Consider the following 25733-nt stretch of genomic DNA (forward strand, 5'->3'; position numbering starts at 1 on the left):
GCAAAATTATGCTACAACTACTTGCAAGTGTTGCAGAAACTAGACTTGGAAACTGAATAATCTTTACATTAGAAATTACAGCTTTAGTTGTTTCTGTATTAATGATAATAGTGGGTATGATTCAAAACAAAACATCACAAACTGGTTTAAGTGCACTAAACGGGGGAAATGATGAACTATTTTCAAACTCAAAAGAAAGAGGTATGGATAAAACCATGTCAATCTGAATGTTTAGTTTGGGAATAGCAATGTTTATTATTACAATAGTAATTGGTATAATCACAAACACTGTTTTAGCATAATGGTGTTTTTTTATTAAAGAGAAAACATGGAAAAGAAATTACAATGAGAGAAAAAATATTACAGAAATTAGAAAAAGACGAACGAGTACATTTAAATGATTTATTAAAACTAAGCAATAGTGATCAAGAATTGGTAACAAATGCTTTAAAAGAATTACAAGCTGAATATCAAATTGCATGAACTAAAGAAAATGTTGTTTATAAAATTGGTGACAAATATAAAATTGGTTCTATTAAAATCAATGATAAAGGTTTTGGATTTGTAAAGGATTTAAATGATATTGAAAATGATTATTTTGTAGCTCCAAATGCAATTAATGGAGCAATTTCAACAGATGAAGTTGTCTTTACATTAGAAAAAGAAGCAGACGGTCGTTTAAAAGCAAACGTCGAAGAAATCGCTTTAAGAACCAAAACTTATTTAATTGGAGAAATCCATGAAAGTAAAGATGGTCGTTTTTTAGATTTCGTGGCAAATGAACCAGGGTTTAAAAATTATCGTATTGTCATGGTTAACTCAAAGGACTATAAGTTAAAAAAAGATTTAATTATAAAGGTAAAAATCCTTGATGTTAGAGAGCGAAAACTATTTACAAGAATTCAAAAAATTATTGGTGATGCTAATAAAGCCATTGATAGAATTATTTCAATTGCTTATGAATTTGATATTAAACCAGATTTTAATAAACAAACAATCGATAATGCACAAATGGTTGCAAAACCAATTGATTATAATGATCCTTTAGTTAAAAGACGTAAAAAAATAATTACAGATAAAAATTTAGTAACAATTGATGGAGCTGACTCAAAAGATTTAGATGATGCAGTTTATGTTGAAAAAACAGCAACTGGATATAAATTATTTGTAGCAATTGCTGATGTTAGTTATTATGTGACACCATTTTCTCCATTAGATAATACTGCTTTATTTAGAGGAAACTCAGTTTATCTGGCCAATAAAGTAATTCCAATGTTACCAGAAAAGTTATCAAATGGAGTATGTAGTTTAAATCCAAATGAAGATAAATTATGTATGGTTGCAGAAATGGATTTTGATATGAATGGAAATATGATTCACAAAAAAGTCTATGAATCAGTTATGAATTCAAAAGCACGTTTAACTTATAATGAAGTTAATGAATTATTTAGTAAAGGTACTTCTTCAAGAAGCCAAGAAATTATTGATATGTTAATGGTGGCCAAAGAATTACATGAATTAATTGATGCAGAGCGTTCAGCAAGAGGTGCCATTGAATTTGATGTTCCAGAACCAAAAATTATTTTAGATAAAGATAGTAATGTGATTGATATTGTTCCAAGAGGAAGAGGAGTTTCAGAAAAACTAATTGAAAACTTTATGGTTAGTGCTAATGAAGCAGTGGCTCAAGTAATTTTTGAAAAAGAATTACCATATGTTTATCGAAACCATGGAATTCCAAAAGAAGAAAACTTAATTGAATGACATACAATGATTAGAAATTTAGGGATCAATGTTAAATTAACTGATCTAGATAAAATTAATCCAAAAACAATTCGCAGTGCTTTAAAACAAATTGAAGAACAAGTTACAGATCAAACAGAAAGAGATGTTATTAATGTTACTTTATTGCGTTTTATGGAAAAAGCCGCTTATGAATTAGATAACATTGGTCACTTTGGATTGGCAAGTAGATGTTATACTCACTTTACAAGTCCAATTAGAAGATATAGTGATTTAATGGTACATAGATTCTTAAAACAATATTTAATTGATAAAGATTTAAGAGACTTTAAGTTAGAGCAAAATACTAAGTTTATTAATAAAGCATGTAATATAATTAATGAAACAGAAAAACAAGCAGTTAATGCTGAAAGAGAAGTTAATAAAGTGTGTATGGCTGAATATATGACCCATCACATTGAAAAAGAATATACTGGAGTTGTTGCAGCTGTTTTAAAATTTGGTCTATTTATTCAATTAGAAAATTGTGTTGAAGGATTAATTCATATTTCAGAATTACCAGATTACACTTTTGATGAAAAAGCCAATATTATGGTTGATAAACAAAATAAAATGTTTAGATTAGGACAAAAAGTTAAAATTAAAGTCAAAAATGCAGATGTTAAGAAAAGAATCATTGATTTTGTTTTAGCTTAAAAAAGTGAGGAATTAAAATATGGGAGAACATGTAATTTTAAAAAATAAAAAAGCATATTTTAATTTTGAAATTTTAGATACTTGAGAAGCTGGAATTGTTTTGACAGGTCCAGAAATTAAATCAATTAGAGCAAAAGAAGTTTCAATTAATGAATCATTTATTTTAATTAGACGTGGTGAAGTTGAAATTTTAAATATGAATATTAAAAAATATGAATTTGCTCATCATGTTAAACAAGATCCAATAAGAAATCGTAAATTATTACTTCATAAAGAAGAAATTAAAAAAATTTTAAAAAGAATTCAATTAGAAAACTTAACTTTAGTTCCTTTAAAATTGTATTTTAAAGGAAATTATGCAAAACTAGAAATAGGATTAGCAAAAGGTAAAAAGCTAATTGATAAGAGAGAGACTATTAAAAAAAGAGATGTAGAAAGAAAACTTAATAAAATTAAGTAGGTGGAAATATGAGTCAAGATCAATTAATTAATTTAATTTGTGCCGTTATATTTTACACAATTGCAGTAATTTGCTTAATTTCATTATTAATTGTTAAACGTAAGCAAAATGTATCAGGTAATGTTACTTTAAAACAAGCAAATAAAACTGGATTAAGTGGAATATGAGATTTTACAAAACGTAATATATTGCCATTTGCTACTATAGTTTGTTTTGTAATGGGTATAACTTTTACTATTATGATATTTAGTCTTTAAAAACAATATTTATATTTGTTATAAATATTGTTTTTTTTTTTTTTTTTGTAGTCTATAAGTGTATATCTAAGTATACGCTATAAATTAAAAAGATAAAAAATGGATAATATACTTATAATCTAAAGTTGGGTTTTGTTAATAATTCATTTTATCAGTGCTTTATTGGAAAATATTTCCTTTTATTACAATAAAATGAGTAAATATTTGAAAAATTTTCCAATTTGTATTAAACTAAATATGAGATTATTCTCAAAGAAAGGTTATTAACAATAATGGCAGAAAAAGTAATTAAAAAAGAAAAGGTTGCCAATACAGGTAGCGGTTGACATAAATTTAAAGCTGCAACTGGTGCAACATTTTCTAAATTAAGTAAAGCATTTCTACTACCAATCGCTTTATTGCCAATTGCGGGGGTTTTCCTTGGAGTTGGAGCTACAATTGCAAATGAAACTGCTGAAGGTTCATTTATTTGATTCTTAGGTAAAACAATGAATACTATGGGTGATGTTGCTTTTGGTAACTTACCAATATTATTTGCAATATCAGTTGCGATTGCTTATACTGAAGATTCAGGAGTTGCTGCAATTACTGCAGTAGTTGGTTTTTTAGTGTTAAATGGAATTCAAAAAGCTTTAATCGTAGAAACTGATGATGGATCATACAACATGTTATGATGAAAATCAATTCCTGCAGGATTAATTACAGCGAATGTTGGAATTACTTCTTTAAATACAGGAATATTTGCAGCAATCTTTGTTGGAGCAATTGTGGCATTTATGTACAATAAATTTCATAAAACACAATTACCACAATTTATTAGTTTCTTCTCAGGAAGTAAATTAGTGCCAATTATGACATTCTTTGCAGTTATTCCTTTATCATTTATTTTCTTATTTATTTGACCACCAATTGGTCTAGGATTAGAATGATTTGGAACTAACTCAGGGAAATTACCAGTTGGTCTTGATTCATTAGTGTATGAAATTATTGAAAGATCATTAGTACCTTTTGGTTTACACCACGTATTCTACGCACCATTGTGATGAACAAGCGCGGGGGGGTCAATCATTGATACTTTAAGTAAAAACCCAGATTACATGCTAGAATCTGGTATAAAAGCTTCTGAAGCTTTAACAGAAATTTTGGCTTTAGAAGATAAATCTCTTTTAATTGGGGATCAATATATGATGTATTGAGTAATGAGTGGAGATAACAAATGATTAACATTTACTGATTTACAAAATATGGGATTAAACTTAGGTAGATTCCAATCAGGTAAATTTGGATTTATGTTATTAGGATTACCAGCAGCTGGAGTTGCTATGTGATTAAATGTTCCTAAAGAAAATAGACGTAATGTAATGGGAATTTACTTCTCAGCTGCATTCACTTGTTTCTTAACAGGAATTACAGAACCAATCGAATTTACTTTCTTATTCTTAGCTCCATGATTATTCTATGGAGTACATATGCCGTTAGCATCAATTTCATTTATGCTAACTGGATTAATGAAAGTTCACGTATCAATGACTGTTAGTGGAGGATTTATTGACTTTGTTGTATTTGGATTAGTTCCAATGAAATTAGGAACAAACTGATTCCACGTATTATGAATTGCAGCAATTATGTCTCCTGCCTATTTCTTTGCATTCTACTTTGCAGTAAAATTTGGAAATGTAAAAGTTCCAGGTAGAGAAGATGGAGCAGTTGAATTATATACAAAAGCAGACGTTAAAGCTAAAAAAGGTGGAAACGCTGCATCAAATACAAAATTAGAAGATCAAATTACAAAAGCAACAAAAATTATTGAATACTTAGGTGGTGAATCAAATATTACTGCTGTAGATTCTTGTGCATCAAGATTGAGATTAACTGTTGTTGATGGAACAAAAGTTAACAAAGACGGTATTATGTCTCTTGGAGGATGTACAGGAATTATTATTAAAGGTACAAGTGTTCATGTTGTTTATGGGGGAGAACAAGAAGTTATTAAACCTCATATGAGAGAAATCTTAGCGCAACAAAGAGCTGCTAAATAATTTGATTAAATATACAAAATAAACTCTTTTTTATGGAGTTTATTTTATTTTTAAAAATTAGAAAAAAATTCTAAAAAGAGATATATTTTCAAAAAATTTTTAAGGGTCATACTTCATACTTGCTATGTTAATATGAAGGAGTAAATAAAAGGAGATATTCAAATATGACAAACGATAGAAAAATAGTTTTAGTTGGATGTGGAGCTGTTGGTACAAGTTTTATCTATTCAGCAATTAATCAAGGAATCGCACAACACTATGTGTTAATCGATGTAGTTGCAGATGTTGCTGAAGGAAATGCAATGGATTTAACTGATGCACATGCAGTATTGCCAAATCCATTTAGTACAGTTAAAGCTGGAGATTATTCAGATTGTAAAGATGCAGATATTGTTGTAATTACAGCTGGAAGACCTCAAAAACCAGGGGAAACAAGATTAGAAATGATTGCAGATAATTCAAAAATTATGAAAACAATCGCATCTGAAATTAAAAAATCAGGATTTAATGGAATTACTGTTATTGCTTCAAACCCAGTTGATGTTTTAACACATGTATATCAAAAAGTTACAGGATATCCTGCAAATAAAGTTATTTCTTCAGGAACAACTCTTGATTCATCAAGATTAAGAAAATTATTAGGAGAAAAATTAGGTGTAGCACCAAGATCTGTTAAAGCATATCTTTTAGGAGAACATGGTGATTCTTCAGTTGCTATTTGAAGTAGATCAACTGTTATGGGGAAAAGCATTTTAGAATATTTAGAAGAAGGTAAATTAACTTCAGAAGAATTAAAACAAGTAAAAGATGATGCAACTCATATGGCCTATAAAATTATTGAGAAAAAAAGAGCCACTTTCTATGGAATTGGTGCTTGTTTAACAAGAATAACAAAATCAATTTTAAATGATGAAAAATCATCATTAATGGTTGGTGCCTATTTAACAGGTCAATATGGACTTGATGATGTTTACATTAGTGTTCCATGTATTGTTGGAGCAAATGGTATTGAACAAATTATTGATTGAAAATTATCAGCAGAAGAGTTAGCAGGATTACAAGAATCTTCAAATCAATTAAAAGAAGTATTTGCAACTGCAAGCGAAGCTATTAAGTAATATAAAAAAAGAAAAAAAACAACTCAATTAATTGAGTTGTTTTTTAATGCATAAAATTATTATTCCATTGAACATCCAGATCATCTTTCAGCAAATGAATCATTTCCTGAACATAAGAACACGATGTCAATTACTCACATTATTCCAAATGTAAGTACTCAACAGAATCCCACTAAGAATTGCATCATTCATAATTGACCTGATTTATCTGAATTACTGAAGTCAACTCCAATAACTTTCATACCAAGGTCTGCATTACCTCTAGCTCATCAAATAAACATAACGATACCATAGATACCAAATGTAATAAATGTTAAACCAGTGTTAATTAATACTCTTAATAAACGTTTAAGTCCTCTCATCTCACACATTTCCTCCTTTAAAATATTATAATAAATTTTAAAGCCAAAATGGAAATAATTTCTATTTCTTCATTGAATTATTACAAAGTTTTTTAAATATTAGTTTTCTGGAATTAAAGTTAAAATTCCAGAAATAATATTTGTAAAAAATAGTGAACATACTCCAAAGGCAACATGTTCTTGACCATCACCAATAATTTTCTTAGATTTAATTGTCATAGGTATAGTTCAAATTAATGGAATTAGTACTATAGCAGTTGCTATAGTACTAATAATATTTAAAATATAAGCTGCTTTTCTCATTTTTTTCTTTCTCCTTCTATAAACGTGATTATACTTTTTTTTTTTTTTTTTTTTCAAGTTTATATAATTTTTGATATTTGTTCTATAATAAGGTTATGGGGGTGTCCCGGTTTCGACAGGATACAATCTAACCCATAACTGCAGTGGTTTGGTAGACCTTAATACTTCTAGGTTTGATAAAATGCAAACGAAGAAAAAAATGAATTTGAAATGCCAGCATTTATGATCAATAATGCATCAGCTGGAGTTGCTTTAGCAGCTTAATTAGACTTTAAGTTTAATAGCATTCAACGTTAATTAAGTGTCTTTGTACTTCATTTAGTAAACGTATTTACCCAAGTACAATAGGTGATGTGATTTTAGCAATAAGCATCATTGAAATTTTATTGCTAACACTATAAATTAAATCTAGTTGTTTCTGTTGGTTTATAGTGTAAGTTAGAAACAGCTAAACTGTAGACGTTATGGTTCGGAGTATTTTGGACGCGGGTTCGATTCCCGCCATCTCCACCATTTTTTTATGTTTAATTGAATTATAAGAAAGGAAAGTGAGCTACGCTTTATGAATATTGGTTCCGCTTTAATCGCTTGTCTTTCTTATACTTTAATTACAGCTTTTGTTTATACAATTACTTGAGGTTTATCTAGACATTTATTTACTAAGGTTAAAATTTATTATGAAATGATTTTAGGAATTAGTTTAGGAGTTATTTCAATTTTTGGAGTAATTATTTTGTCATTAACAATGGGAGAGAATAAAAATTTACAATTAACAATTCTATTGCCAATGTTTTTATTTTGAACTTCAATCTTTTTTATTTCAATTTATTCAACTATTGGTATTTTAGTTTCTAATATCTTGTCATTATTTGTTTTTTCTACAATCTTTCCTCAATACTTTGGAAAATTAGAAGATATGAATATGATTATTTTGATTGTTGTAGGTTATGTTGTGCCAATTATAATTTACTTCTTAAATGCATTTTGAAAAAAAATTAATGCTTGAAGTTCATGATCGCTTACAACCATAGCTTGTCTTGCAACAGCAATGGTGTTTGCATTTCCAACAATTAATGAAGGTGAAACTATTAGTTATTTAATGACAATCTTATTGTGGTTGGGTACTGGATACTTCACGTATGGATATATTACTTTAATTGATCAAATTTATATTCATGCTTTACAATTGCAAAATATTGTTGCCTATGATGATGTTTATTATTTAAATCAATCAAGTGCACACGAACAATTGTTAAAATTTATTCAAACTAATAAAGTTAGATCGGGATATTATGTAACATTCTTTATTAGTCACTATGATATGTTTGAAAAGAAAGTAAGTAACAATATTAAAGATATTGTTGTTAGTTCAGTTTCAAAACAAGCCTATGAATTATTTAATGAGCAATTTAAAGACTTAGTATTTTTTAAACCAAACTATAAAACTTATGGAGTTTTTATTCCAATTGAAAATGAAGTTGTTTTTTCAAAAGAAAAAAATGAAACTAACATTGAAAATATCATTAAACCAATCTTTTCAAAGATTGATAATAAATTTACAGTTGAAAATTTTAAAATTACAGTTAGTTTAAAAGCAATTGTTTCAATTTATGGACTACATTCTAATAACCTAGATAATTTATATGAACTAAATAATTATGTTAGAAATGATGTTAATTTAAATAATCAAGATTTAATTTTAGTTGACCCAAAAGAAGTTGTCTTAGAAAAAAATAAAAATAAAAAAATTCTAACTTTAAATGAAATTGTTTCATTGAACCATGTTAGTTCAATCTTTGACCCAATTTATGACTCAACTATTAATGATTTTGAATATTTGAATATTAACAGTATGGTTGAAGGAATTGAAATGAACTCAAGTTTATTTAAACCAAAAGCAAAAGATATAAATGAATATGGTTTAAGCTCGTTATTAAAAAGATATACAGCTTTAACTTCAATTAAAGATATTCATAAATATAAAATTACTAGTCAAAAAGTATTTTTAGAATATGATACAAATTATATTGCTACAGAAGAATTTGATATAAAAGTTTTTCTTGCGAAATTAAAGATGAATAAAATTAAATTAAATAATTTAATTTTAAAATTTAATATTCAAGACGAAATCGATAATAGAGAAATGTTGGCTAAAAATTTAAATGCTTTAAAAGAATATGGAATTAAAACAGCAGTTGATGATTTTGGTGCAGAAAATTGTGATTATAGTTTATTGTCAATTTATCAACCTGAATTTATTTTTTTACAAAAAACTATCTGTAAAAAAGTTAATATAATAAAAGAAAATGAAAAGATAATTAAGAATTCATTAAACATTGCTAATAAAATTGATGCTAAATTAATTGCAACCAATATTGATAGTTACATGATATTTAAAACAATTAAAGAATTGGGAGTTACTTTATTTACAGGAGAATTAATTGGATCAAGTGGAGAGCCAAAATTAGATATTTCAACTGAATTAAAATACTTACTAACAAAATAGAAAGAGGAACTAAGTTATGGATCACAATATTATAAATATTGAAGAACTTTCAAATAAAATTGAAACCTTAATTGATGATAATAAAGTTTCTCATTTAAGAGAATTAGTCGAAGATCACTATCCTGCCGATATTGCAGAAGCAATGTCAAAGTTAGAAGAGAAAAAAATTATTGTTGCGTTACGATTATTATCAACTGATGTAGTAGCAGAAATTTTTACTTACTTTGATTATGATATTCAAGAAGAAATTATTAATACTTATTCAAGTCAGCAAGTTAAAGAATTGTTTGAAGAAATTTTTACTGATGATATTGTAGATATTTTAGAAGAGATGCCTTCAAACATTGTTAAAAAAGTTTTACGTAACTCTTCTCCTGAGTCACGTTTACAAATTAATAGTATTTTAAAATATGAAGAACAATCAGCTGGAAGTATTATGTCAGTTGAATATACAAAATTGCGTACAACTTGAACTGCAAAACAAGCAATTGAAGTTATTAAAGAGCAAAGAGAAGAAACAGAAGAAATTAGTTCCTTTTATGTAGTTGATGGTTTAAATAATTTAAAAGGAATTATTGAATTAAAAACTTTATTCTTTGCAAAACCTGAAACTTCAATTTCTAACTTAATGGATGAAAGAATTGTTTATGTTTATACTTCAACAGATCAAGAACATGTTATTGAGCAATTCAAAAAGTATGACATTATAACTTTGCCAATTTTAAACAGTCAAAATAAATTAGTAGGAATTATTACTGTTGATGATGTAATTGATGTAATTGAAGAAGAAGCAACAGAAGATATTCACAAGATGGCAGGGATTAGTCCCACAGAAGATGCTTATTTTAAAACTAGTGTTTGAAAAATGGTTCGTTCAAGAAGTGTATGATTATTATTCTTAATGATTTCAGCAACTCTTTCTCAAATTGTTATTTCAGTTTTTATGAAAATTTATAATAGCAATTCTACAGGAGAACAACAAGTTGAACAATGAAGTATTAGTTACATTGTAACAATGTTGTTAACACCATTATTGACAGTTATTTCTGGAACTGCAGGAAATGCAGGAAGTCAATCATCAACGATGATTGTACGTGCCTTATCTTTACGTGAAGTTGAGACTAAAGATTTTGCAAGAGTAATGTGAAAAGAATTGAGAGTTGCTTCATTAACTGGATTAATTTTAGTAAGTGCAAACTTTATTAGAATGGTTTCAATTTATGCTGTTGAATATAAGGGAGATATTAATCATCCTGAATTATGATATTCAATTGCAACTCTTTCAATTGCAATGTATTTAACTTTAATTATTTCAAAATTAATTGGGGGATTATTGCCAATTCTTGCTAAAAAAATTAAATTAGACCCAGCAGTAATGGCAGCTCCATTACTAACAACAATTGTAGATGCACTTTCAACTGCAATCTTCTTTTCAATTGGTTTGATTTTCTTTTGACAACAAATACAAGGAGGATAGTTTATGAGATTAAGAAATAAAAATTGAACTAAAGATTATATTTTAGAAAATCAAAAATATATGATTGAAACTACAGCAAAAATTAATCCAAAACAATTCTTTAAAAATGAATATCCAATTTATTTAGAGATTGGATGTGGCAAAGGCCAATTTGCAATTGGCAATTCTTTGAAGTATAAGAATAAAAACTTTATTGCAATGGAAAAAGAAACAACTGTAATTGGAGTAGCACTTAAAAAAGCAATTACAACAATTGAAGACGATTTTGAAAATTTAAAGTTTTTAAATAAGTTTGCAGAAAATTTACTTGATATTTTTGAACCACATAGTTTTGATGGAATTTATTTAAACTTTTCAGATCCATGACCTAAAGCAAAGCACTATAAAAAACGCTTAACGTATATTAAGTTTTTAGATATTTATTGAGATTTATTAAAAGATAATGGAATTATTGAAATTAAAACTGATAATGATAAATTATATGAATTTAGTTTAGAACAAATCAATGATTCAAGATTTGAAATGTTATTTAATACAAATAATTTGTATAGTGATGAAAATAATTTAGTTGATAATGTAGCAACTGAATATGAACAAAAGTTCCATGCAATGGGAAAAAATATTAATAAAATCATAATTAAAAAGTAGTTGATTACTCAACTACTTTTTCTTTATTTTCAATTGTTTGCTTATTATTTTTTAAATTAGTTAAGTATTCATCTTTAAATTCTTTACTTTCATTTAATAAATAAATTAAAATGTAAAAATATAAGTATAAAAAGATAGTGTTAATTAAATATACTATTAAAAATAATCATCATTTTTGAGCTGCATATTGTGCAAAACTAATTTCACCAATCATTGAACCACTTGTTAAATGAATAAAAAAACATGCAATTGTAAAAATATTAATGAAGATATGTAAATATCGACTTGGTTTTACTTCAATACTTTCTTGTTTTTGTTCATCTTCAAAAACAAGAATATCTGTAAATAAGGAAATACTTGATCTTTTATTTCCTAGAATACAAGCAATTAAATAAACTAATAAAAAGTTTAATGTTATTTGACAACTAATAATTATTTTTTGATTCTTTTCCAAAGGAAGAGTCAATATAATAATTAATGAAATCATAATTAAACCAAAAATAATTGAACCAGTTCATAAAACTGGTTTTTTTAATAGTGGTTTTACTTTTTTAAAATCCATAACTATTCACCTAGTATGATTATATAGATTATTCTTAACTATAATATTTCAAAATTATATTTTATTGATATTTTGATTACTGCTGTAAAATATTCCAAAAATTTTTATAAGTTTAAGTTGTTTTTTCTAAAATAAAAGTTAAAATTAAATTGTAAATACAATAGAAGCTTGTATAAGTCAACATAAAGGGTTGATGTTTCTACGCTAGACCAATCTAGCTGCTATGGGTTAACGGAGGTTTTTAGTAAATTAATATATTAATTTCTAAGAAACCTCATTTTTTTATAGCTTTTTATTGTTGAGCTAGCTATTTATTTACACTAAAAAGATATATATAATACAAAGAAAAAAACTTATGGAGGAAATAATTAATTATGAAAAAATTATTATCTAGTTTAATGGCGGCAGTTGTCGTTGCATCAAGTGCATCAACTGTAGTTGCGTGTGGTGGAGGTGTAAATACTGATCCTATTACAGGTGAAAAAATATGATTAGTAACAGATGCAGGAAAAGTTAATGATAAATCTTTTAACCAATCTGGATTTGAAGGTGGAAATCACTTTAATAAAGAAATTTTAGGTAAAAATGAGGAAATTGGAAAAACTGAACCAAACGATTTAGCTGAATTAGTTTCTGCATATGAAAATGCAAAATTTGATGGAGCTGGAACATTAATCTTACCAGGATTCCATCATGCTGTTGAAGGTGAAAATAAAGCAGCTGATATTATGAATGGTGGAACAACTATTATTTTAGATAGTGATCATGCTGGTAAAGATAATCAAATAGGAATTATGTTTAGAGGAGACGTTTCAGGATTTTATGCTGCAATGTCATCATTAATTACATTATCAAACAAAGACGGATGAGATCAAAAAGAAGTAAAAGTAGCAACATTTGGTGGAAGTCATAATGCTGGTGCTGTTGATAACTTTATGGTTGGATATTTAGCAGCAATTGAAGTTTTTAATGAAGCTGTTAAAGATGCAAATTTAAAAGCAAATTTAGGAATTGGAGATAATGTTACTAGTGCTACAAGAGTTAAATCACAAATAGCTGCGCCAACAAGCGATAGCGATACAAAATGATTCACTAACTCATTTAATGCAGGAGATGGAAAAACAATTTCTGAAACTTTAACAAATAAAGAAAATGATGCAAACTTATTAATGGCTGTTGCAGGACCCCAAACAAAAGATTCATTAGATGTAATAAAAACAATGGATAATAAATTTGTTATTGGTGTTGATACAGATCAATCAACTATGTACTCAGATTATGATGGAAAAATTATTACTTCAGCAGAAAAAGCATTAGTTGATGCAACAGTAATTTCATTGGGTCACTCAAAACTTTACAATGAAATTGAAGGTGTTCAAGATAAAACAGTATCTTATGCAACAGAAAAAGCAGCATCATTTACAGTTGAAAATGAAAATGGTGAATTTGAAGCATATGATTTAGCTGCTAAAAAAGCTGAATTGTGAGAAGGAAAAACAATGTGAATGGGTGGAAAAGCATCTGTAGATGGAAAAAACCTTGTTACAGGAGATCTTTACAATAAGATGATTTCAACTATTACTGGATCAGTTATGGAAACTGCTTCAATTGAATTATTTAAAACAATTGCAAAAGATGGATCAGCTATAAATGTATTATCTAATGCAACAATTTCTGCATATGCAGACTCAATCTTAGATGATATTTTAACTAGTGAATAATATAATAAAATATTAGTAACAACAAAAAATGATATTTTTGAAACAAAATATCATTTTTTAATGAGGGGACGAAAAACGTGATAAAAGATAATAATATTATTGAAATGAAAAACATTTTAATGGTTTTCAATAAAAAAATTATTGCCAATGATGATGTTAATTTTTCTGTAAAAGAAGGAGAAATTCATGCATTAATGGGTGAAAATGGAGCGGGTAAATCAACATTAATGTCAATTTTATTTGGAATATATAATCCTACAAAGGGAACAATTAAAATTCGCGGAAAAGAAGAAGTAATTACAAGCCCCATTAAAGCAAATAAATTAGGAATTGGAATGGTCCATCAGCATTTTAAAATGGTTGATATTTTTCCTTTATGGAGAAATATTTCATTAGGTTCTGAAGAAACTATTGGAAAAACTATTATCAATTCAAAAAAAATAAAAGAAGATATAACAGAAATTATGGAAAAATATAATTTAAATGTTGATCTAAATATAAAAGCAGAAAATGCAACAGTTGGAATGAAACAACGTGCTGAAATTTTAAAAGTCTTATATCAAGGAAATGAAATTTTAGTCTTTGATGAACCAACAGCTGTGTTAACTCCTCAGGAAATAGATGGTTTCTTAGAAGTTTTATTAGAGTTGCAGAGAAACGGAAAAACAATTATTTTAATTACTCATAAACTACAAGAAATTAAAAAAGTTGCTAACACTGCGACAGTTTTAAGAAGAGGAAAATCTATTGGAACATATGATGTTGCTAAAACTTCTGTTGAGCAATTATCTGAAGCAATGGTTGGAAGAAAACTTGTAGAAATTAAAAATAATTATGATACACCTTCTAATGAAGTAGCATTAGAAATTAAAAATCTTTCTGCAACTAAATATGGTTTTAGAAATATTGATGCATTAAATGATGTTAGTTTTAATGTAAAAAAAGGTGAAATAGTTGCAATCGCTGGAGTTGAGGGAAATGGACAATTAGAATTGGCAAATGCAATTTCTGGAATGGTTCATGCTCATACTGGTGAAATAATTTTAAATGGAAAAAGTATTACTAAAGATAGCGTGTCAAAAAGATTTGTTGAACATAAGATGTCACATATTCCAGAAGACAGACATAAATATGGCTTAGCTTTAGATTGAAACTTAATCAATAATGCTGCATTTGAAGATATTGATACACCAGCTTTCTCATACAAAGGTTTAATGAGAAAAGGAAAAATACAACAGCATGCACAAGAGATTATTGAAAAATATGATGTTAGAAATGCAGATTTTGGTTTTGCAATAGCAAGACAACTATCTGGTGGAAATCAACAAAAAATGATAGTTGGTAGAGAATTTTCAAGGGATGCAGATTTCCATTTAATCTTTCAACCAACAAGAGGACTTGACGTTGGATCAATTGAATTTATCCACTCTCAAATTCTTAATTTAAAATCTGAAGGAAAAGCAATTTTATTAATTTCATATGAGTTATCTGAAATTATGCAACTTGCTGACAGAATTATTGTTATAAATGCAGGAAATATAATTGGTGAACTTCCTGGAAATAAAGCAGATCGAAATCAAATAGGTAGAATGATGATGGGGGCAGAATAATGAAATTTAAACTAAAAACATGAGTTAGAAATATGAAGTTGAATGCTCAATTAAATTCCCCAGAAATTAAAAAGACTGCTTCATTTTTTAAAACAAGTGTAATTTCAATTCTTGTTGGAACAATTTTAACAATGCTTTTAATTGCGGGACTTGGAGCTAATCCAATTGCTTTCTTTATAAAATCATTTGATGTTGTATTTACAAGAGATGTTAACTTACAAAATGCATTTTCATGATTTGCAGTCTATGGATTATTTGCAATTGGTCTTGCAATTGGTTTTAAAGTTGGACTATTTAATATGTCTGGTTCTGGACAAGCAATTCTTTCTATGGGTATTACTGGATTAATGTTAATTTCATTATTTGGAAATACTCAAGTGGAAATTAATAAAGCTGGAAGTTGAGTAATAATTTTGATTTTTATTGTTATGGTAACAATGTCAATGTTGCTTTCATCAATTACTGGAATATTGAAAGTATTTTTCAATATCCATGAAGTTGCAACTTCAATTTTATTAAACTGAACAGTTTGATATTTAATGAAATGAGCCTTTGGTTTAGAAGGATTTATTTCTTCTAGTCCAAGAATACCAACTGAGTGAATAGCACTTGCGGGTATTAAATGATTAATACCGATTATATTAATGACATTAGTATTTGTTGCTACATGATTTATTCTAACATTTACAACTTTAGGTTATAAATTTAAACTAGTTGGAACACAAAAAGATGCAGCGCACTATGTTGGTATTAATTACAAAAAATATATAATTAGTGCAACTGCTATACAGGGATTTTGTATAGGAATTGGTTCATTTGTGTATTGATGTGCAATCAAAGGGCAATATAGTTTAGGTAATGATATTATTCCTACAATTGGATTTGATGCAATTGCAATTAGTTTAATTGCTTTTAATAATATTTTAGGAATATTACCAATTTCATTCTTATGAGCAATTTTAACTGTAGGAATGCCTGTTGCTGTAACTTCATTTAATGAATTAGGAAGAGAAATTGCACCATTAATTTTTGGTTTCATAGTATATGCTTCAACATTTGCTTCATTATTTGCAAGATTGCAACCAATGAAATGAATAAGATTTAGCATATATTACTTTAGAGATATTCCTACTCAAATTGAAATTAAAAATATTAACAAACAAATTAAGGATATAAAACAAGAAATTAAAAATATTAATAGACGTAATTTTGAAAATCATTTACAATTAAAAGCATTGGTATCTGAAATTGAAAAAAATATTGAAGATATCAAAGACTTAAAATTTGAATTAAATAATACTAATAAACTTGATCCAACTAACGAATCAAAGATCAAAGAGCTTAAAGATAATTTCAGTAAACTTGTTGAAACAAATAAAAGATTGAGTGAACAATTTGAACATTCTAAAAAAGAAATTATTATTGTTTTAAATAGACATATAAAACAATTAAAAGGAGATATTCAATATCTTAAAGATTCAGGATCTGAAAAATACTTTAAATCAAGTTATTATTCAATAAAATCTTCATTTAAATTTAAAACAAAAAGAAATGCGTGAGATCTATTAAATCCTGCAGTTAAAGATTTAAATGCAATTGAAGAAGAAAAAATTAATATACTACTTGAAATAAAAAGATATAAAAAAGCAAAATTCAATTCGGAATTAAAATTTATTAAAGAAGTAAAAGCAAAATATAAATTAGATTTAAAACAATTAAAAACAGAATATCAATTAAATATTAAAAAAATAGCAAATGAAATAAAAAGTATTAAAAAAGAAGAATTAGAAAATAAAGATGCACAACTTGAAGTTCTTAGATTAAAAATAGTTGAATTAACTAGTGAATATAATCAAAAAATAGATTCACTAAGTAATGACTTAAATCAAAAATTAGTAATTTCTGATAATCAAAGAATTAAATTTGCAAAACAAGATGAAATTGATAGAGAAAATAAAATTGTTAGACTTGCACAATTGCATAAAGATTTTGAAGTTTGAAAAGAAAAAGAACAAGTTTTAAATCAAAAATGAGCTGTCAAAATTGCTAATTTAAAAGAAACAAATGTTCAATTAATGAAGAAAAAAGAAGAAAATTGAATTTTAGCAAAAACAGAATTAATTTCATTAGAAAATAATATTAAAGTATCGATTGAAAATACTAATAATCAAATTAAAATGAATTTAGAAAATGAAACAAATGAGCAAAGAATTTTAGACTTAAAACTTGAAAACAAAGAATTTATTGTCAATCAAAAGGCAATGAGATATGAAAAAATCTTAGAATTGGGTGAGAAATATGGATGTAATTAGTTTATTTCAATATACAGCTGAATTCTTTGTAGTAATTTCATTAGCAGCTCTTGCTGGAATGATAGCTGAAAGAGCTGGAGTTGTAAATATTGCAATTGAAGGTTTCATGACAATGGGTGCGTTATTATTTGCTATATTAGGAAATTTAACATATTCCCAAGATAAAAATTGAATGCAATTAATTTGATTTGTAGTAATCTTTATAGCTGGAATGTTAATGTCATTAATGCACTCATTTGTAGCCATTAGATTGAAATGTGATCAGATTGTTTCGGGTACTGCTATTAATCTATTTATGCAAGGTTTAGCATTATTTATAGTAACTGCTAAATTAGTTGGAAATGATGATACATTTATTTATGGAAAATATACAAATATGTCAATAGATTCAGGCCATATATTAAGTAGTTATTTAATAATTACAATATTAGTAACTTTAATATTGGGATTCTATTTTACATTTACTAGAACTGGAAATAGACATATTTCTGCTGGAGAAAATCCAAATGCATTAGATGCAGTTGGAATTTCAGTAATTAAATATAGATATCTAGCAACAGCTATATCAGGGGGGATTGCCGCAATTGCTGGTGTATTCTTTATAATAGTTGTTAAAGCCTCAACTTTTTATGGAAGTGTTGATGGATTTGGATTTATTGGACTGGCATTAATGATTATTGGGCAATGAAGAGTAAAATTCATAACACTGTTCTCATTATTGTTTGCATTTGTATTTGCTTTTGTAAGAATTGCGGGTGTAAGTTCAGGAATGCCAGAATTTATTTCTAAAAACAATATCTTATTAAAAGCGTTACCATTTATTCTATCTCTGGTAGCAATGGTTATTATTTCTAAATGAAGTAGACCTCCTGCTGCATCAGGAAAACATTTTGATAAATCAAAACGTTAAAAAATAATACTTAAAAAATCTATCTTTATGATAGTTTTTTTTATTACAATAGTAGTAAAGAGGACTTGAAAACATGAAAAAAATTGAAGAAATAGTAAATTATATTAACAAAGAATTTGATCAACCAATTGATATAGCAATGATTTTAGGAAGTGGTTTGGCAACTTTAACAGAAGAGTTTGAAGTAATTAAAGAAATTAGTTACATCGATATTCCTCACTTTAAAGCAAGTGAAGTTGTTGGTCATGCTTCAAAATTAGTATTTGCAAAGCATAACAATAAAAACATTTTATTTTTTAAAGGAAGATTTCATTACTATGAAGGTTATGAAATTGATGAAGTAGTTTTGCCAGTTAGAGTTGTAGCCCAATTAAAAGTTAAAAACTTAATTGTGACAAATGCTTGTGGGGGAGTTGCTGACTTTTTAAATCCAGGTGATTTAATGTTGATTAATGATCACATTGGTCTATTTTGTCCTTCACCACTAAGAGGGAAAAATTATGATAACTTTGGAACAAGATTTCCAGATATGAGTCAAGCATATGATAAAAACTTACAAACTTTAGCCTTAACTTGTGCAAAAGATTTAAGTATTGATTTAAAACAAGGAGTTTATGCATACTTTAAAGGACCAATGTATGAAACACCAGCAGAAATTAGAGCATATAAAGCTTTAGGAAGTGATGCTGTTGGAATGTCTACTGTTCCTGAAGTTATTGTGGCTCACCATGCAGGAATTAAAGTATTGGGAATTAGTTTAATTACTAATAAAGCAGCTGGACTTGGGGGAAATTTAAATCATCAAGAAGTAATTGAAGTTGCTGGACAATCTGAAGTTAAATTTAAAAAACTTGTTAAAGAAATTATTGAGAGAATTTAATAACTTGATTACTATTAAATTCATATTGTAAAAACAATATTTTAAGTTAAAATTTTAGTAATTATTAAAGGAGACAAAAGAATGACACCACATATTAGTGCAAAAAAAGAAGATATTGCAAAAGTTGTACTTATGCCAGGAGATCCACTTAGAGCTAAAAAAATAGCAGAAACATATTTAACAGATGTTAAATTAGTAAATGAAGTTAGAAATATGTTCATGTATACAGGAATGTATAATGGTAAAAAAGTAACCATTGCAGGAAGTGGAATGGGATGTCCAAGTATTGGAATTTATTCATATGAACTATACAAATTCTATGATGTAAACCATATTATTAGAATTGGATCTGCTGGAAGTTATAAAGAAGGAATTAATGTATATGATGTGTATAACGTTAAAGAAGCTTTTGGAGAAAGTGACTTTGCAAAAATAGCTGCTAATATTGATTCAAAAATTATTCCAGCGGGGGAAAAATTATTTGATTTAATTGAAGCAACAGCACAAGAAAAAAATATTAAAACACACAAAGGAATAGCACATTCATCTGATGTTTTTTATCGTTATGAAGATTCACTTGAATTTGCAAAGAAAAATAATTTAGACGTAGTTGAAATGGAATCATTTGCTTTATTTGCAAATGCAATTGCTACAAATAAACAAGCTGCTTGTTTATTAACAATTTCAGATAGTTTTATTACAAAAGAAGTAACAACTGCTGAAGAAAGACAAAACAACTTTATGACAATGGTTGAATTAGCTCTTGATACAGTTGTAAAAGTAGCAGACTAATCTGCTACTTTTTTTAAAAATATTTTGAAAGGAGGTTAGAAAAAATGAAAATACTTGCTATTGAATCAAGTTGTGATGAATTTAGTGTTGCTATAATGGTTGAAGGGCAGATTAAAGCAAATATCATATCTTCACAAATAAATGAACATACAAAATATGGGGGAGTAATTCCTGAATTGGCTTCAAGATTACATGTAAAAAACTTTTCTTGGGTTTTACAAGAAGCATTGAAAGAAGCACAAGTTGGTTTGGAAGAAATTGAACAAATTGCTTATACTGCAAGACCTGGATTAATCGGAAGTTTAATTATTGGAAAATTAGTGGCACAAACTTTAGCGCTCTATTTAAATATTCCTATTATGGATTTAGATCATGTACAAGGGCATATTTATGGAGCAAATATTGATGAAAAATTTAAATATCCTGTAATGGCTCTTGTAGTATCAGGAGGACATACTCAAATTCAATATTTAAAAAGTAGTTTAGATTTTCAAGTGATTGGAACAACTCAAGATGATGCCATTGGTGAATGTTATGACAAAGTTGCTAGAGCCTTAGGAATGGGATATCCTGGAGGTCCTAAAATAGATGAGTTAGCTCAACAGGGAGATGAAAATGCATATGCATTACCACTTGTAAAAAATGATGATACCTATGATTTTTCGTTTTCAGGCTTGAAAACTGCTAGTTTAAATTTAATTAATAAATTGAAACAAAATAATGAAGAAATTAATTTGGAAAATTTTTGTTCTAGCTTCCAAAAAACTGCAATTGATTGTTTATTTTTAAAGTTAGAAAAAGCCCTTAAAAACTATCCTGTAGAGACATTAACAGTTGCTGGAGGTGTATCTGCTAATAAAAATTTAAGAAAAAGAATTTTTTCCATTTCATCAATGTATAATATTGATAGATTAGTAATACCAAACATGGCCTATTGTACTGATAATGCAGCAATGATTGCAGAATTGTGCAATGAATACATAATAACTAGTGAAAAATAAAGGGGGTAGTACTTAAAAATGAGATCTTTTTTAAGTAAGTTAACTACAATTGATGACAAAGACTTGACTTTAAAGGAAAGAAAAATTGTCGACTACATTAAAACACATTTAAAAGAAATTGTAGAAACAAATATGAAAATTGAAAGAATGGCACAAGAAGCTGGTACAGGTTATAGTGCTATTTATGGACTATTAAAAAAATTAAATATTAAGGGATTTAGAGATTTTGCAATTTCACTTGCAAATGATGCAGAAAATCAAGAAATTACTATTGCAAAAAATGACGAAAATGTTGTGTCTGGATATATTAACTTAATCAAACAAAATTATGCTTTAATTGAAAAACGATCAATCTTTGATACTTTAAACATTATTAAAGATGCTCAAAAAGGAAGAATCTTTTTCTGCTATTGAGAAAACTTACTTTCTGGACCAGCACAAGAGTTATCAAACTTTTTCTATAAAGAAGGATATAATTCTTATTTATTAGATAGTGATCAAGAAATTTTAAAAGATAGAATTAATACATCTACAGAAAATGATATTTTTATTTTCTTTACACGTTATGGAAATTCTACAAGATTAGATGGGTTCATTGAAAAAATTGGAGAAATGAAAAGAAAAATTATTTATGTATCTGGAAAAATTGCATCAAATGATATAACAAAATATTTAAATTCAGTACATACATTAATTGTTGACAATCCAGACCATTCAATCTATGAAGGACATATTTCACATTCAGTTCCATTTAATTATTTTAATGATTTATTAATTTATCATTATTTAAATTCAGGAGTGTAAGTAAAACTATGAGTAATGTATTTAAAATTGAACCTCATTTTTCTGAAAGAATTTGAGGAGGAACCAAACTGAAAGAATTTGGTTTTGATATTCCAAGTGACAATATTGGTGAAGCTTGGGTAATATCTGCGCATCCTAACGGAATGGGATATTTAAATGTTGATAACAAAAGAATCAGCTTGAAAGAATTTTTTGAAACAAATGAAGTTTTTAAAAATTCTGGAACTGAATTTCCATTGTTATCAAAAATCATAACTGCAAATGATTATTTATCAGTACAGGTTCACCCAGATGATAAATATGCTTTGCAACATCACAATTCATTGGGAAAACCAGAAAGTTGATATATTTTAGATTGTCCAAGTGATGCCAAATTAATTTATGGACATCATGCAAAAACAATTGAAGAATTTAAAGATGCTATTGAAAATAATATATTGGATGTACTTGAATATGTTGAGATTGCTCCAGGAGATTTTATTTATGTTGAACCTGGAAAAATTCATGCAATTACTCCTGGAGTAACTTTGTTTGAATTGCAAAGATCAAGCGACATTACCTATCGATTATTTGATTATAATCGTCTTGAAAAAAATGGCGAACCAAGAGAATTACATATTGATCATTCGTTAGCAAATATTAAAATTCCCGATAGTGAAGGTTTAATAATTAGATCTGCAAAAGCTATGATATTTGAATCACAGTACTTTAATTTATTTTTACACGATAGTGAACATAAATTTGAAATAAAAAATCAAAAATGAATTCAATTTACAGTAATTGATAAAAATTGCATTGTTAATGGAATGGAATTTAAAACAGGAGAATCAGGGATTGCTATTATTGATAATAATTTCCAGATATCAGGTCAAGGCAAAACCCTTATTTCTTGGGTATAATGGAATATTTTTCCAAAAAAAGCAAGTGTTTTAGAAAAACACTTGCTTTTTTTTTTTTTTTTTTTGTACATTCAAATCATAGGAGGTAGGAAATGAAAATTTTAAAGAAGGAAAATGTGTTTTTAGATGTTGAAATAAAAAGTAAACAAGAAATGTTTGATTTTATTGCAACAAAAGCTGTTGAATTAAAAATTGTTAAAGATAAACAAAATCTAATTGATATGTTTAATAAACGTGAACAAGAAAGTTCAACAGCCTTTGAAGATGGTTTTTCAATTCCACATGCAAAAATTAGTGGAATTAAAAATGCATCTATTATTTGTGTAAGATCATCCAAAAATCTTGAATGAGAATCACTTGATGGTAAACCAACCAATATTTCTATTGCATTGATTATTCCAGAAGATGGTGCAGAAGAACACTTAAGTGTATTAAGTGATATTGCAACAAAATTGATGAGAGATGAAATAAGAAAAAGTTTAAAAGAAGCAAAAACAAGTGAAGACTTTGTTAATGCTTTAAATGCAAAGGTTGAAAAAAAAGCAACAGTTAAAAAAACAGATAAAGATTTAAAAATCGTTGCTATTACTGCGTGTGTAGTGGGGGTTGCACACACTTATATGGCAGAAGATAAATTATTAGAAGTTTTGGGAGCCGAAGGTTATAACATAAGAGTTGAAACTCAAGGTTCAAAAGGAGTTGGAACTCCTTTAACAAAATCAGAAATTGATCAAGCTGACATTGTAATTTTGGCAACAGACACAAAAGTTGATACTTCAAGATTTGTTGGCAAAAAACTATATTCAACTCATGTAGCAAGAGCTATTAAAGAACCATTAAAAGTATTAAAAGATGCTTTAGATAATGGAAAAATATTGGCTTCAACAACAGGAGAATTTTCAAATGAAAATGGTGTTGCTAAAGAACGTGAAGGTGTCTTAAAACACATTCTTGCTGGAATTAGTTACATGATTCCAATTATTATTTTAGGAGGAATTATGTTAGCTGCCTCAATTGGAATTGCAAAAGCAATTTGAGGATATGATGCTGGAACAAAAGGACCTGCAATTGAATTTGACCCAATAACTGGTGAAGCAATAGCATGAAAATATCCATGAAATCCATTAGCAATTATGGAAATGATTGGAGGAGCTTCATTTACATTAATGATTCCAATTCTTGGAGGATATATAGCTTATTCTATTGCTGGTAGAGCTGCGTTAGCTCCAGCAATGGTGGGTGCATTTATAGGAAATAGTGCTTCAAACTTCATGCCATTACCAGGAATGGATAATGTAACAACACCAATGGGATTTATTGGAGCAATTATTGCTGGACTTTTAGTAGGTTACTATGTTAGATGAGTAAATACTTGAAATGTTCCAAAATCATTAAGAGCTGCGATGCCAATATTCTTTATACCAATTACAGCTGGAATTGGAATATCAATCCTATTTATTTATGTACTTGGAGGACCAATTGGTTATGTAATGCAAGAATTTTCATTAGTAATTGAAAATGCATATACTGATCCTAAATTTGGAGTAGCATTAGGAATTGGTTTAGGTTTATTAATTGGAGCAATGGCTTCATTTGATATGGGAGGACCAATTAATAAAATTGCCTTTGTTACTTGTTCTGCATTAATTACTCAAGGTATTGCATATCCAATGGGAACAATGGCAGCTGCAATTCCAGTTGCTCCATTAGGAATGGGATTAACTTCATTAATCTTTAAAAGATTCTTTACAAAAGATGAACAAGGAATGGGAACTGCTGCAGTTATTATGGGAACAATCGGAATCTCAGAAGGAGCTATCCCATTTGCAATTCGTGATCCAAAAAGAGCCATCGCATGTAACATCTTAGGTGGAATGGTTGCAGGAGCAATTGCAGGAGCATTCAAAATTGAAGACTTTGCAGCACACGGAGGGCCAATTGTTGCCTTCTTAGGAGCAGTTCCATATGGATGACAAACTGTTGTTTACTTTGGAGCAGTTGCTGCAGGAGTTACAACTATTGTATTAGTTTATGGACTATGATTAGTAGCTTCATTAGGGAAAGTTGGAAGTTTAAAGGAAGCTCATGTAAATATGATTGAAGAGTTAATTAATGAAAGAAATGATGAAATTACCAAATTGAAAATGGAAATTTCAAATGCCAAAAAAACTATTAAAAATTCAACTGTGCAAAGTGAAATTGATAGTTTAAATAAATTAATTTCAACTAATATGGATGAAATTAAAAATATTAAAGAACAATTTAAAATAAAAGTAGAAACTGCAAAGACTGCTTATAAATCAATTAAACCTGAAGAGTTGAATTATTTAAAAGCAAATAAAGAAAATCTTAAATCATTTATGGATTTACAAAAACAAGAAAAAAATGCTCAGTTAGCAGAATTAAAAAATCAAAAAACACAAGTATTTAGTTCATTAAATCCATTGCAAAAAAAAGAATTTAATAAGAACTTTATAGTTTCAAAAGAAGCAATTGATATAAATTATACAAATAACCTTTATGAGAAACATGTTGAGATGAGTAGTAAATTTGTAAACCAATATAAAAACAATTTAAAATAGTTAAAAAACTGGTAGGTAGTGCCAGTTTTTTATTTTGGGTTAGTAAATATT

Annotated in this window: 21 protein-coding genes, 1 other RNA gene and 1 pseudogene; 20 read left to right on the top strand and 3 right to left on the bottom strand. The window is 27.6% G+C overall.

The window, feature by feature from the left end; genetic code table 4:
• Positions 1-8 precede the first annotated feature (8 nt).
• The 6 genes and pseudogenes from secG (at position 9) to SCULI_RS00450 (ending at position 6313) form a co-directional block, all read left to right on the top strand.
• Positions 9-302, top strand: coding sequence for a preprotein translocase subunit SecG (secG, locus tag SCULI_RS00425; protein WP_025362672.1), 294 nt, complete (start codon positions 9-11; stop codon positions 300-302).
• A 43-nt stretch (positions 303-345) separates the two neighbouring features.
• Positions 346-2439, top strand: coding sequence for a ribonuclease R (rnr, locus tag SCULI_RS00430; protein WP_025362673.1), 2094 nt, complete (start codon positions 346-348; stop codon positions 2437-2439).
• A gap of 19 nt (positions 2440-2458) precedes the next feature.
• Positions 2459-2899: an SsrA-binding protein SmpB gene (smpB, locus tag SCULI_RS00435; RefSeq protein WP_025362674.1), complete on the top strand. Its 441-nt coding sequence runs from the start codon at positions 2459-2461 to the stop codon at positions 2897-2899.
• Between the two features lie 8 nt (positions 2900-2907).
• Positions 2908-3156 (top strand): hypothetical protein, encoded by a 249-nt coding sequence (locus SCULI_RS00440; protein ID WP_025362675.1) that lies wholly within the window; start codon positions 2908-2910, stop codon positions 3154-3156.
• A gap of 272 nt (positions 3157-3428) precedes the next feature.
• Positions 3429-5192, top strand: a pseudogene (locus tag SCULI_RS00445) (PTS transporter subunit EIIC); the annotation flags it as partial.
• Between the two features lie 167 nt (positions 5193-5359).
• Entirely contained in the window at positions 5360-6313 is a 954-nt protein-coding gene (locus tag SCULI_RS00450; protein ID WP_025362677.1) for an L-lactate dehydrogenase, read from the top strand.
• Between the two features lie 59 nt (positions 6314-6372).
• On the opposite strand, the gene SCULI_RS00455 is transcribed toward SCULI_RS00450, so the two are convergent.
• A complete protein-coding gene (locus tag SCULI_RS00455; RefSeq protein WP_025362678.1) occupies positions 6373-6675 on the bottom strand; it encodes a hypothetical protein in 303 nt (100 codons plus the stop codon).
• Between the two features lie 99 nt (positions 6676-6774).
• Positions 6775-6978 carry a hypothetical protein gene (locus SCULI_RS00460; RefSeq protein WP_025362679.1) on the bottom strand — a complete coding sequence of 68 codons (204 nt, stop codon included), beginning with the start codon at positions 6976-6978 and terminating at the stop codon, positions 6775-6777.
• Positions 6979-7075: 97 nt separating this feature from the next.
• Between SCULI_RS00460 and ssrA the strand changes: the two genes are divergently transcribed.
• From ssrA to trmB, 4 genes are all read left to right on the top strand, one after another.
• Positions 7076-7491, top strand: a transfer-messenger RNA (tmRNA) gene (ssrA, locus tag SCULI_RS05590).
• Between the two features lie 49 nt (positions 7492-7540).
• Positions 7541-9484, top strand: coding sequence for an EAL domain-containing protein (locus SCULI_RS00465; RefSeq protein WP_025362680.1), 1944 nt, complete (start codon positions 7541-7543; stop codon positions 9482-9484).
• A gap of 16 nt (positions 9485-9500) precedes the next feature.
• Positions 9501-10961: a magnesium transporter gene (mgtE, locus tag SCULI_RS00470; RefSeq protein ID WP_025362681.1), complete on the top strand. Its 1461-nt coding sequence runs from the start codon at positions 9501-9503 to the stop codon at positions 10959-10961.
• 3 nt (positions 10962-10964) lie between these two features.
• Positions 10965-11609, top strand: a complete 645-nt coding sequence (gene trmB, locus SCULI_RS00475) for a tRNA (guanosine(46)-N7)-methyltransferase TrmB (protein WP_025362682.1) — start codon at positions 10965-10967, stop codon at positions 11607-11609.
• A 4-nt stretch (positions 11610-11613) separates the two neighbouring features.
• Here the strand turns inward: trmB and SCULI_RS00480 are convergent, their stop codons facing one another.
• A complete protein-coding gene (locus SCULI_RS00480) occupies positions 11614-12171 on the bottom strand; it encodes a hypothetical protein (RefSeq protein WP_025362683.1) in 558 nt (185 codons plus the stop codon).
• Between the two features lie 374 nt (positions 12172-12545).
• Here SCULI_RS00480 and SCULI_RS00485 point away from each other — a divergent pair, with 374 nt between their 5' ends.
• The 10 genes from SCULI_RS00485 to SCULI_RS00530 all read left to right on the top strand — a co-directional run bounded on the left by SCULI_RS00485 (position 12546) and on the right by SCULI_RS00530 (position 25682).
• A complete protein-coding gene (locus tag SCULI_RS00485; RefSeq protein ID WP_025362684.1) occupies positions 12546-13892 on the top strand; it encodes a type 1 periplasmic-binding domain-containing protein in 1347 nt (448 codons plus the stop codon).
• 77 nt (positions 13893-13969) lie between these two features.
• Positions 13970-15502, top strand: a complete 1533-nt coding sequence (locus tag SCULI_RS00490; protein ID WP_038648219.1) for an ABC transporter ATP-binding protein — start codon at positions 13970-13972, stop codon at positions 15500-15502.
• Positions 15502-17814: an ABC transporter permease subunit gene (locus SCULI_RS00495; protein ID WP_025362685.1), complete on the top strand. Its 2313-nt coding sequence runs from the start codon at positions 15502-15504 to the stop codon at positions 17812-17814. Before SCULI_RS00490 ends, SCULI_RS00495 begins: the two co-directional genes overlap by 1 nt.
• Entirely contained in the window at positions 17801-18724 is a 924-nt protein-coding gene (locus SCULI_RS00500) for an ABC transporter permease (protein ID WP_025362686.1), read from the top strand. Before SCULI_RS00495 ends, SCULI_RS00500 begins: the two co-directional genes overlap by 14 nt.
• A 73-nt stretch (positions 18725-18797) precedes the next feature.
• The gene (locus tag SCULI_RS00505; RefSeq protein ID WP_025362687.1) at positions 18798-19604 is read left to right on the top strand and encodes a purine-nucleoside phosphorylase; all 807 of its coding nucleotides are present in this window, start codon (positions 18798-18800) and stop codon (positions 19602-19604) included.
• Positions 19605-19685: 81 nt separating this feature from the next.
• Positions 19686-20396, top strand: a complete 711-nt coding sequence (deoD, locus tag SCULI_RS00510; RefSeq protein WP_025362688.1) for a purine-nucleoside phosphorylase — start codon at positions 19686-19688, stop codon at positions 20394-20396.
• A 44-nt stretch (positions 20397-20440) separates the two neighbouring features.
• Positions 20441-21397, top strand: coding sequence for a tRNA (adenosine(37)-N6)-threonylcarbamoyltransferase complex transferase subunit TsaD (gene tsaD, locus SCULI_RS00515; protein ID WP_025362689.1), 957 nt, complete (start codon positions 20441-20443; stop codon positions 21395-21397).
• Positions 21398-21415: 18 nt separating this feature from the next.
• Complete coding sequence (locus SCULI_RS00520) at positions 21416-22201, top strand: MurR/RpiR family transcriptional regulator (RefSeq protein ID WP_025362690.1); 786 nt, start codon at positions 21416-21418, stop codon at positions 22199-22201.
• A gap of 8 nt (positions 22202-22209) precedes the next feature.
• Positions 22210-23100, top strand: coding sequence for a type I phosphomannose isomerase catalytic subunit (locus SCULI_RS00525; RefSeq protein WP_025362691.1), 891 nt, complete (start codon positions 22210-22212; stop codon positions 23098-23100).
• A 92-nt stretch (positions 23101-23192) separates the two neighbouring features.
• The gene (locus SCULI_RS00530) at positions 23193-25682 is read left to right on the top strand and encodes a fructose-specific PTS transporter subunit EIIC (RefSeq protein ID WP_025362692.1); all 2490 of its coding nucleotides are present in this window, start codon (positions 23193-23195) and stop codon (positions 25680-25682) included.
• The last annotated feature ends 51 nt before the right edge of the window (positions 25683-25733 follow it).

Source organism: Spiroplasma culicicola AES-1, assembly GCF_000565175.1.
GTDB classification, from domain to species: domain Bacteria; phylum Bacillota_I; class Bacilli_A; order Mycoplasmatales; family Mycoplasmataceae; genus Spiroplasma_A; species Spiroplasma_A culicicola.